9 protein-coding genes are annotated in these 10,388 nt (G+C 37.6%); 4 read left to right on the top strand and 5 right to left on the bottom strand.

Translation table 11 applies throughout. From position 1 onward, the window contains the following. Window positions 1-418 precede the first annotated feature (418 nt). Both FT993_RS03010 and FT993_RS03015 read left to right on the top strand, forming a co-directional pair. Complete coding sequence (locus FT993_RS03010; RefSeq protein ID WP_147861066.1) at window positions 419-709, top strand: GIY-YIG nuclease family protein; 291 nt, start codon at window positions 419-421, stop codon at window positions 707-709. Window positions 710-2,192: 1,483 nt separating this feature from the next. Further along, window positions 2,193-3,239, top strand: coding sequence for an FAD-binding oxidoreductase (locus FT993_RS03015; protein ID WP_147861067.1), 1,047 nt, complete (start codon window positions 2,193-2,195; stop codon window positions 3,237-3,239). On the opposite strand, the gene FT993_RS03020 is transcribed toward FT993_RS03015, so the two are convergent. Further along, window positions 3,205-3,606, bottom strand: coding sequence for a DUF983 domain-containing protein (locus tag FT993_RS03020; RefSeq protein WP_147861068.1), 402 nt, complete (start codon window positions 3,604-3,606; stop codon window positions 3,205-3,207). The two genes, FT993_RS03015 and FT993_RS03020, sit on opposite strands and share 35 nt — an antisense overlap. 67 nt (window positions 3,607-3,673) lie before the next feature. On the opposite strand from FT993_RS03020, the gene FT993_RS03025 reads away from it, so the two are divergent. Both FT993_RS03025 and FT993_RS03030 read left to right on the top strand, forming a co-directional pair. Then, window positions 3,674-5,599 (top strand): ABC-F family ATP-binding cassette domain-containing protein, encoded by a 1,926-nt coding sequence (locus FT993_RS03025; protein WP_147861069.1) that lies wholly within the window; start codon window positions 3,674-3,676, stop codon window positions 5,597-5,599. Between the two features lie 10 nt (window positions 5,600-5,609). Continuing rightward, on the top strand, window positions 5,610-5,789 hold the full coding sequence (locus FT993_RS03030) for a CPXCG motif-containing cysteine-rich protein (protein WP_147861070.1): 180 nt from the start codon (window positions 5,610-5,612) through the stop codon (window positions 5,787-5,789). Window positions 5,790-5,837: 48 nt separating this feature from the next. Here the strand turns inward: FT993_RS03030 and FT993_RS03035 are convergent, their stop codons facing one another. The 4 genes from FT993_RS03035 to FT993_RS03050 all read right to left on the bottom strand — a co-directional run bounded on the left by FT993_RS03035 (window position 5,838) and on the right by FT993_RS03050 (window position 8,074). Beyond that, window positions 5,838-5,999, bottom strand: a complete 162-nt coding sequence (locus FT993_RS03035) for a DUF1328 domain-containing protein (protein WP_147861071.1) — start codon at window positions 5,997-5,999, stop codon at window positions 5,838-5,840. Between the two features lie 885 nt (window positions 6,000-6,884). Beyond that, window positions 6,885-7,361 (bottom strand): PH domain-containing protein, encoded by a 477-nt coding sequence (locus FT993_RS03040; protein WP_147861072.1) that lies wholly within the window; start codon window positions 7,359-7,361, stop codon window positions 6,885-6,887. 174 nt (window positions 7,362-7,535) lie between these two features. Next, complete coding sequence (locus FT993_RS03045) at window positions 7,536-7,850, bottom strand: type II toxin-antitoxin system RelE/ParE family toxin (RefSeq protein WP_147861073.1); 315 nt, start codon at window positions 7,848-7,850, stop codon at window positions 7,536-7,538. Further along, a complete protein-coding gene (locus FT993_RS03050) occupies window positions 7,832-8,074 on the bottom strand; it encodes a hypothetical protein (protein WP_147861074.1) in 243 nt (80 codons plus the stop codon). Before FT993_RS03050 ends, FT993_RS03045 begins: the two co-directional genes overlap by 19 nt. Between the last annotated feature and the right edge of the window lie 2,314 nt (window positions 8,075-10,388).

Raw genomic sequence — 10,388 nt, forward strand, 5'->3', positions numbered from 1 at the left:
TTTCTTTACGGTGTATTCCTCTCGCTTCGCTCGTCGGATACAGGAGAAAACGAAACAAAAGAAAGTACACTTTTTCTTAGGTATTTTTCAGACAAGCTGAAAACCACTTCCATTTTGCTAAATTGGCTCCAAGGCTTCACCAATTTTAAACGCAAAACACAAGTTATACTGAAGAAAAAGATTACAAAGCCCTGCTTTGAAACGCTTTTTTACGTGGGCTTCTGTTGTATGAAATAACTCTAAACCACGCCTTGTCAGTTCGAGTTTCGGGTTTTTGGGCGGTAGAACAAAAATGCGAAGTATCGAGAACAAGTCGAAAAGTAGCGAGTTTAATTAAGTTTGATTTTATGATTTGTAAAAGAAAATTTAGATATAAAATATTTTCCTTAAATTAATCGTATTAAAGTTTAGGTATTGGATGCGTCTATATTATGTTTATATTTTAGCGTGTAATGATAATTCTTACTATACTGGAATAACTTCAGATATCAAAAAAAGAATGATTGAACACAATACAGCTTGTGAGCCAAAGGCTTATACCGCTAAGCGATTACCAGTTCAATTAGTTTATTTAACGAGTTTTACAGAGGTAAACTTGGCAATAGCCAAAGAAAAACAAATTAAAATATGGTCCAGGCGTAAAAAGATAGCCTTAATAAACTCTGAATTTAATGATCTACGTAATCTTTCGAAAAAAAAGTTTGAATAAAACCCACCTTGTCACACTGAGTGCGGGTTTTTGGCGATAGACAAACACCCGTGTATCGAAGTGAAGTCGAAAAGTAGCGGGTTTATTTACTTTTTCAAAACCTACATCACAACAACACATCAATAATACTATGTCCTAATTTTCATTTTCTTTACGGTGTATTCCTCTCGCTGGGCTCGTCGGATACAGGAGAAAACGAAACAAAAGAAAGTACACTTTTTCTGAGGTATTTTTCAGCTTTGCTGAAAACCACTTGTATTTCGCTAAATTGCCTCCAAGGCTTCACCAATTCTTCACGCAAAACACAAGTTATACTGAAGAAAAAGATTGCAAAGCTCTGCTTTGAATCGCTTTTTGAATTGGGCTGCAGGTGTGTAAAATAACTCTAAAACCTACCTTGTCAGTTCGAGTTTCGCATTTTTGGTGGTAAACCAAAAATGCGAAGTATCGAGAACAGGTCGAAAAGTTGCGAATTTATTCATTGTTTCATAACCTACTTTATTACAATTCATCAATCTTGCTATGTCTTAATTTTCATTTTCTTTACGGTGTATTCCTCTCGCTGCGCTCGTCGGATACAGGAGAAAACGAAACAAAAGAAAGTACACTTTTTCTGAGGTATTTTTCAGACAAGCTGAAAACCACTTGTATTTCGCTAAATTGGCTCCAAGGCTTCACCAATTCTTCACGCAAAACATAAGTTATACTGAAGAAAAAGATTTCAAAGCCCTGCTTTGAATCGCTTTTTGAATTGGGCTGCAGGTGTGTAAAATAACTCTAAAACCTACCTTGTCAGTTCGAGTTTCGCATTTTTGTTGGTAAACCAAAAATGCGAAGTATCGAGAACAGGTCGAAAAGTTGCGAATTTATTCATTGTTTCATAACCTACTTTCTTACAATTTATCAATCTTGCTATGTTCTAATTTTCATTTTCTTTACGGTGTATTCCTCTCGCTGCGCTCGTCGGATACAGGAGAAAACGAAACAAAAGAAAGTACACTTTTTCTGAGGTATTTTTCAGACAAGCTGAAAACCACTTGTATTTTGCTAAATTGGCTCCAAGGCTTCACCAATTTTTAACGCAAAACACAAGTTATACTGAAGAAAAAGATTGCAAAGCCCTGCTTTGAAACGCTTTTACTGCAGGCTGCTGGTGTGTGACAGGGCGTTTAAAACCTACTTTGTCAGCTCGAGTGCGATTTTATGGCGAGAGCCATAAGAACGTGTATCGAGAACAAGTCGAAAAGTAACGAATACTTTTTAGTTTCCATTAAATCACTTCTCGATACAACGCAGCAAGTCCAACTACGGCATTAAAATACCTGTTGCCTAGGCCGCGCCACTCGAAGTGACAGGGCGTTTAAAACCTACCTTGTCAGTTCAAGTTTGTGTTTTTTTAAAACCATAGAACCAAAAAACTATTAACAAAATCCCTGATTAATAAGAACGCATAATAATCAAGACAAAATCCTACCTTTGCCTTATGAAAAAAGTAAACTACCTCATTGTAGGCTATGGCCTGGCAGGTTTTGCCGTACATCAAGCGCTTAAAGAAGCAAAGCGGTCGTTTCATGTAATCGATGCAGCTAAAAATTCGGCTTCCTTGGTGGCTGGCGGACTCGTAAATCCGATTGTTCTAAAGAAATTCAATATGAGTTGGAAAGGGGAGTATTGGTATGAACAGGCAATGCAAGTGTACCAGTCTTTTGAACTGAATCCGTTTACTCCTATGCCGTTCCTGAGGCCTTTTAAAAATAAACAAGAGCAAAACGATTGGTTTATGGCATGTGAACGCCCAAAAGCCAAAGCTTTTCTGGCCAGTGAGTTGGTTAAAACATTGCCTAAGGGTCTAGAAGCGGAACACCAAGCGGGCCAAACCCAAGGCACGGGTTTACTGAATATCGCTCAGTTACTCCAAAATCAAAAAAAGGAATTGCAGCAACAAAAGGCTTATACAGCCGCTGAATTCGATTACCAGCAGTTAGAAATCCGCGAAGACGGAGTGCAATATGCTAATTTAAAAGCCGATAAACTGGTGTTTTGTGAAGGGGCACAAATCAAAAATAATCCCTATTTCAAAGATTTACCTATTGTACCCAATAAGGGCGAGTATTTGATTATCCATTCTCCGCAATTGCAATTAGAGCAAGTGGTAAAGGCCGGGTATTTTATCATTCCCTTAGGCGATAATCGCTATAAGGTGGGGGCTACTTATGCACGTAAATTTGAAGATGAGCAACCCAGCGCATCCGCAAAAAGCGAAATCATAAAAAAGCTAAACCAAATTATAAACTGCGATTTTGAGGTTGTCGATCAGCTGGCAGGCGTACGTCCTACATTGGGCGACCGAAAACCGGTTATGGGTAGGCACCAAGAACACGAGCAATTGTATGTGCTCAACGGTTTTGGTAGCCGAGGGATTTTGTACGCACCCGAAATGGGCCGTATGCTGGTAGCTTATAGCGAAAAACAACAGTCCCTACCTAGCGAATTGGCTATTGAGCGTTTTTATGCTTCTCTACAGCCTTAGGGTCATAGCTTAAAAAGAAATTGATCCAAATATTGCGCGACCAACGCATGATAATCGGCATCAAGACAATTAGCGTACCTATAATCACGTAAAAACTGGTCATTAGGCTGCTGCCGATAAACACATAGCTAATGATAAAAGCAGCTACAGAAAAGGCTACTCCCAAAGCATAACTTACATACATGGCACCATAAAAAAACGAAGGCTCTATTTTGTATTTAGTTCCGCAGTGCCCACAATGCTCCTGCATTTCAAAAACCTTGTTTAAGTGATAGGGGTTACTATCTTTATACATACTTTCTTCTTGGCACACCGGGCAGGTACCCGTGAATATGCTGTACAACTTCGATCCTTTTAGAAATTTCATAGCTTTCTTTTTTTGCACTACAAAATTAGTCATCTTTGCCATAATTAAGGTTACAAAGGTTACACAAATGCTAAATATCCATCAATTAAGTGTCAGTTTTCAAGGGGAATACCTATTTGAGTCCATTTCCTATCGTTTAAATGCCGGCGATCGCGTGGGTCTAGTCGGTAAAAACGGAGCTGGAAAATCGACTATGCTCAAAGTTTTGGCCGGCGATCTAGAACCCAGTGAGGGACAACTGGCTAAGACCAAAGATTTACAAATCGGTTTCTTGCGACAGGATATAGATTTTGAGGCGGGACGCAGTGTACTTGAAGAGGCCTACCAAGCATTTACTAAAATCAAAGCCCTAGAGCGCCAACAGGAAGAAATCAACCACCAATTGGCTACACGCACCGATTATGAGAGCGAAGAATACCACGAGCTGATGGTGGCGGTGAACGACGTGCAGCAGCAATACGAAATGTTAGGCGGTTACAATTACCAAGGCGATACCGAAAGGGTGTTGCAGGGTCTTGGCTTTAGCCGAAGCGATTTCGATAAACCTACCGAAAGCTTTAGTGGAGGTTGGCGTATGCGTATAGAATTGGCTAAATTGCTTTTGCAGAACAACGACGTGTTACTATTGGATGAGCCGACCAACCACTTGGATATCGAAAGCATTTTGTGGTTAGAAGATTTTTTAAAAACCACTAGCGGATGCGTGGTGATTGTTTCGCACGATAAGATGTTCTTAGATAATGTAACCAACCGTACTATCGAAATCAGTTTAGGCAGTATCTACGATTATAACAAGCCTTACACCCAATATCTTAAACTACGTGCCGAACGCAAAGAACAGCAGTTGGCAGCACAAAAAAATCAGCAAAAGGAAATCGAGCAAACCGAAAAACTCATCGAAAAGTTTAGGGCCAAAGCCTCTAAAGCTTCTATGGCGCAGTCGCTTATCAAGAAACTCGACAAAATCGATCGGATTGAAGTAGACCAAGACGACCATAGTGTGATGAACCTGCAGTTTCCGGTATCGGTAAATCCGGGTAAAATCATTTTAGAAGCCAAGCAATTGGGCAAGTCTTATGGCGATAATCAAGTTTTTAAAGACTTCTCGATGATTGTAGAACGTAACAGCAAAACGGCTTTTGTAGGTCAAAACGGTCAGGGTAAATCCACTTTAGCCAAAATCATTGTGGGAGAAATCGGTTATGAGGGCGAACTCAAACTGGGGCATAATGTACAAATTGGTTATTTCGCCCAGAACCAAGCAGAATACCTAGATGGTGATATTAGCGTACACCAAACTATGATCGATGCGGCCAACGAGAAAAACCGCACCCGCGTACGCGATATTCTAGGAGCCTTCTTGTTTCGTGGTGATGATATAGAAAAAAAGGTAAAGGTGCTATCGGGTGGAGAGCGTAACCGTTTGGCTTTAGCCAAAATGTTGTTGCAACCGCTTAACGTGCTGGTAATGGATGAGCCTACCAACCACTTGGATATACAATCGAAACAGGTGCTTAAAGAAGCGCTGATTCAATTTGAAGGTACGCTGATTGTAATTTCGCACGATAGGGATTTCTTGCAAGGACTCACCCAGCGGGTATTGGAGTTTAAAGACCATCAGATCAAAGAATATTTGGGCGATATAGACGATTATTTGGCCGAACGTAAGGTAGAAAACCTTCGTGAAGTAGAAAAGAAAAGTCAGCCCGAGAAAAAATCCGCGCAAGCGGTAGCCTCAAAAGAAAAATTAAGCTATGCCGAGCAAAAGCAATTAAAGTCTTTACAAAACAGATTAAGTAATATAGAATCTAAGATCAACCAATTGGAGCGGGAAATCAAAGAAGACGATGTGGCTTTAGCAACCGACTACGACCAAACCGTGGCAGATACGCAGTTTTTTGATCGGTATGAGAAAAAGAAAAAACGCTTGCAAGCTTTGATGAACGATTGGGAGGCGGTGCAACTGGAAATAGACGAAAAACAAGGCGATTAACACCTAAGTTATGGAAGAACACTTTTTTCAATGTCCGTATTGCTGGGAAGAAATCAGCATGTTGATAGACCCTTCACAGAGTCAGACTTATATTGAAGATTGTGAGATCTGTTGCAATCCTATAGAATTATCGGTTAGCTGTGAAAATCAGCAGGTAGTGCAACTCAACGCCCGAAGTATTGAGCAATAAAAAAGGATGCCAATAGCATAGCATACTATTAGCACCCAATATGACTTATTATTTACGCAATAGGCGCATCACCAGCGAGATTACTAGTAGTATTATAAAGATATAAAAGATGATTTGGGCAATATCAGCAGCTCCTTCGGCAATGCCTCCAAAGCCTAGAACGGCCGCAACTAAGGCGATAATTAAAAAAATAACGATCCAACGTATCATAATATTCAGTTTTTAGTTTGTGTTAATTGACTTACAGATTAAAAAAAAATGACGTCATTGCTTTAATCTTTGACTAAAGTACAAATACAATACCTGCGTTATTCTTAATAATTTCTTATTTAGGCTGCATTTAACAAAATTAGAGAGCACTTGTTAAAATACGTTAAGGCTTTTTAATTAGGCTTTTATTATCTTCAATTTAATACCTGCCTTGTCACACCGAGTTTCGGATTTTTAGGCGGTAGGTAAACACCCGTGTATTGAAGCCCCGAATACTCGGGACTCCCTTAAGGTCGCACTAAATAAATAGCAGTTTAAAACCTGCCTTGTCAGTTCGAGTTTCGGATTTTTGGTGGTAAACCAAAAATTCGAAGTATCGAGAACAAGTCGAAAAGTAGTGAAAACATTTTTACTTCCTATTATAATAAACTGCTAATCAAAAAACAAAGAAATCCATTTTTAATCCTCTACTTTTTTCCATCGCCGAAAAAAGTAGCAAAAAAGTCTAGGCTTACGAAACTAGCGCTAAATTGTATGTTTGCAAGCTAAATTTTAGGAACTCACCCGATTTCCAATCGGTCTCAAACAGCCTAAAATTTTTAACGTTTACTGCACTGCCAATTTTACGCGCTATTTTCGATAGGCCGTTTTAAAAAGTAGTTGTATTTTTTTGAAGAAAACCACGCCTTGTCATGTCGAGTTTCACATTTTTGGTTTGAATTTGGATTTTGATTGGGAATGAGGGGTTGAGTTTTTAGCTGTTTTAAGAATTAAAAATGTAAGCAATTGATTGAAATGGGGTAAGAAGAACGCGATACAATCGCTACTGGTGGGCACAAATTTTACCGGCCACACAGCTTTCCCCGATTTTTTATTGGGAAAGGTTTAGTTATTGTAGATCCTTTTCATTTCTTGTACCAATTGGTCAGAATTAAGAGAGCTGAAGAGGTACTTTTTGTTTTTCGTTGTAATGCGCAGCATATTTTTTCTGTCTTTTACAAGACTGATGGAATCATCCATTGTCTTGCCGATAAATCCAAAAAAGCCTTTACTTCCATAAGTCATTGTCAAATTAGAATAGCTTAATCTGCTTACTTCAATAATATCAACCTTCAGAATCTTTATCTGTCCGATGTTTTTTTGTAAAATAATTGAATCCTTTTCGATAATAATTTTTTTCAAAGAGTTGGAGTAAAAGTAAATCACAGAACCAAAGATTAGTAAACTCAAAATAACTCCACCCATAAGACCGTAACTTTTATCGGTGGTAGTTAACATTATTGCAATCATCGTAACTACAATCAAAATGCTAGCAGTGGCAATTTTTACAAATATTGAACTTTTGCTTTGGTAGGTATTCATTTCTTGATATACTTTTTTTTAATTGCTCTACAGCGAACCTAGCTGGGAGTAATTAGCTAGTTTAATCATCTAATTTACCAAATAAAAACCGAATAGAAAATCCACGAGCCCGATGCTTCGGGATTCAGAAGTAGGCGAGAACAAGCAATTACTTATAGTCATTGTTGTGCAACGTTATTTTTTGCCTTTCAATATTTTCAAAAGTTTTTTCGGATTTTGTCTATTGTCCCAAAAAGCTGTGATAATAATTTCTGTGTCATTAAATTTATAGTAGATACTAAAATTCCCTAATGAAGCAACTCTTGTGTCTTTAAAATCTGTTGCTTTGTAAATTAATGGTTTTTCGGCTATCTGTTTTGTTCTTTCCGAAACCGATTTCAAAAGTTTTTTTGAGTAGCTATTTGATTTGTTTTTTTTAACCCAATATTCTAAAATTCCCACGAACTGAATGTCAGCTGTTCGTGTCCAAATTATATTGCGTTTAGCCATTCCAAATTCCTTTTATTCATAGCCTCTTGGGAAATTAGTTTTCCGTCTTTTATATCTTGTTCGCTCATTTCGAGCATTATTTTCTGCTCTTTGGTCAATTCGACCGTTTCAGATTCCGATGAACTTGAAGTAATTATTTTATCAAGAGCGACTAAAAATTCTTTGTTTTTAATAGATAGTATCTTGTCAATCAATCCGTTTCGTATATTGTCTATTGTTGCCATTTTACTTAAAATTATTTTATAAATATCCGAAAAATTGCTCGTTTTTCCTAATGTTGCCCAACTCGTTATATCAAACCAAATATACGAAGTATCGAGGTGCAGTCGAAAAGTAACGAATACTTTTTTAGTTCTAATTAAACTACTTCTCGATACAACCCAGCAAGTCCAACTACGGCATTAAAAATGCCTGTTGGCTAAGCTGGCCCACTCGAAGTGACAGGCGTTTAAACCCTGCCCTGTCAGTTCGAGTTTCGGATTTTTGGGCGCTAGAACAAAAATACGAAGTATCGAGAACACGTCGAAAAGTAGCGAGTTTAATTACTTTTTCAAAACCTACATCTTAACAATTCATCAATCTTGCTATGTCCTAATTTTCATTTTCTTTACTTGTATAAAGAAAACGAAACAAAAGAAAGTACACTTTTTCTGAGGTATTTTTCAGACAAGCTGAAAACCACTTGTATTTTGCTAAATTGGCTCCAAGGCTTCGCCAATTCTTCACGCAAAACACAAGTTATACTGAAGAAAAAGATTGCAAAGCGCTGCTTTGAATCGCTTTTTGATGTGGGCCGCTGGTGTATAAAATAACTCTAAAACACACCCTGTCAGTTCGAGTTTCGGATTTTTGGACGGTAGTACAAAAAGGTGAAGTATCGAGAACAGGACGAAAAGTAGCGAATACTTTTATAGTTTCCATTAAAATAAACTGCTAATCGAAAACTAAAAATACCCATTTCTTAATCCTCTACTTTTTTCCATTGCCGAAAAAAGTAGCAAAAAAGTCTAGGCTTACGAAACTAGGGCTAAATTGTATGTTTGCAAGCTAAATTTTAGGAACTCACCCGATTTCCAATCGGTCTCAAACAGCCTAAAATTTTCAACGCTTGTGGCACTGCCAATTTTACGCGCTATTTTCGATAGGCCGATTTTAAAAAATAGTAGTAATCATCACATTTTCATAAAATAACCTGCCCTGTCAGTTCGAGTTTCGGATTATTGGACGGTAGTACAAAAAGGCGAAGTATCGAGACACAGTCGAAAAGTAGCGAGTTTAATTACTTTTTCAAAACCTACATCTTAACAATTCATCAATCTTGCTATGTCCTAATTTTCATTTTCTTTACTTGTATAAAGAAAACGAAACAAAAGAAAGTACACTTTTTCTGAGGTATTTTTCAGCTTTGCTGAAAACCACTTGCATTTCGCTAAATTGGCTCCAAGGCTTCACCAATTCTTTACGCAAAACACAAGTTATACTGAAGAAAAAGATTGCAAAGCGCTGCTTTGAATCGCTATTTGATTTAGGCTGCTGGATATTGTTATTTCTATATTCACGTGAATAAAAAAGTACTGCCAATTTTACGCTCTATTTTCGATAGGCCAATTTTAAAAAATAGTAGTAATCATCACTTTTTAGTAAAATAACCTGCCTTGTCAGTTCGAGTTTCGGATTTTTGGACGGTAGTACAAAAAGGCGAAGTATCGAAGTGCAGTTGAAAAGTAGCGAGTTTAATTAGGTTTTCAAAACCTACATCATTACAATTCATCAATTTTGCTATGTCCTGATTTTCATTTTCTTTACGGTGTATTCCTCTCGCTGCGCTCGTCGGATACAGGAGAAAACGAAACAAAAGAAAGTACACTTTTTCTGAGGTATTTTTCAGCTTTGCTGAAAACTACTTGTATTTCGCTAAATTGGCTCCAAGGCTTCACCAATTCTTTACGCAAAACACAAGTTATACTGAAGAAAAAGATTGCAAAGCCCTGCTTTGAATCGTTATTTGAATTGAGCTGCTGGATATTTCTGTTATTGAATTCAAATAAATATAAAAGGTGCTGCCAGTTTTACGCGCTATTTTCGATAGGCCGGTTTGAAAAGTAGTTATAATTACTCCTTTTGTAAAATAACCTACCTTGTCAGGTCGAGTTTCGGATTTTTGGTGGTAAACCAAAAATGCGAAGTATCGAGACAAAGTCGAAAAGTAACGAATACTTTTTTAGTTCCCATTAAAATACGCTACTAATCGAGAGCCACAGATATCTAATTATTAATCCTCTACTTTTTTCCATCGCCGAAAAAAGTAGCAAAAAAGTCTAGGCTTACGAAACTAGTGCTAAATTGTAGGTTTGCACGCTAAATTTTAGGAACTCACCCGATTTCCAATCGGTCTCAAACAGCCTAAAATTTTTAACGCTTACTGCACTGCCAATTTTACGCCCTATTTTCGATAGGCCGGGTTTAAAATGGTAAGTCTAATTTTTCATTTTTAATTAAAAACCCGAATAGTTTCAGAAATAACGAGTGACAAGCGGA

It is taken from the genome of Mesonia sp. HuA40, assembly GCF_008017835.1.
Classification (GTDB): domain Bacteria; phylum Bacteroidota; class Bacteroidia; order Flavobacteriales; family Flavobacteriaceae; genus Mesonia.

What these genes read in the sequence shown, in the direction of transcription:
- FT993_RS03020 (WP_147861068.1), bottom strand. Translation starts at nt 3,606, where the DNA reads ATGAAATTTCTAAAAGGATCGAAGTTGTACAGCATATTCACGGGTACC.
- FT993_RS03035 (WP_147861071.1), bottom strand. Translation starts at nt 5,999, where the DNA reads ATGATACGTTGGATCGTTATTTTTTTAATTATCGCCTTAGTTGCGGCC.
- FT993_RS03030 (WP_147861070.1), top strand. Translation starts at nt 5,610, where the DNA reads ATGGAAGAACACTTTTTTCAATGTCCGTATTGCTGGGAAGAAATCAGC.
- FT993_RS03025 (WP_147861069.1), top strand. Translation starts at nt 3,674, where the DNA reads ATGCTAAATATCCATCAATTAAGTGTCAGTTTTCAAGGGGAATACCTA.
- FT993_RS03040 (WP_147861072.1), bottom strand. Translation starts at nt 7,361, where the DNA reads ATGAATACCTACCAAAGCAAAAGTTCAATATTTGTAAAAATTGCCACT.
- FT993_RS03045 (WP_147861073.1), bottom strand. Translation starts at nt 7,850, where the DNA reads ATGGCTAAACGCAATATAATTTGGACACGAACAGCTGACATTCAGTTC.
- FT993_RS03050 (WP_147861074.1), bottom strand. Translation starts at nt 8,074, where the DNA reads ATGGCAACAATAGACAATATACGAAACGGATTGATTGACAAGATACTA.
- FT993_RS03015 (WP_147861067.1), top strand. Translation starts at nt 2,193, where the DNA reads ATGAAAAAAGTAAACTACCTCATTGTAGGCTATGGCCTGGCAGGTTTT.
- FT993_RS03010 (WP_147861066.1), top strand. Translation starts at nt 419, where the DNA reads ATGCGTCTATATTATGTTTATATTTTAGCGTGTAATGATAATTCTTAC.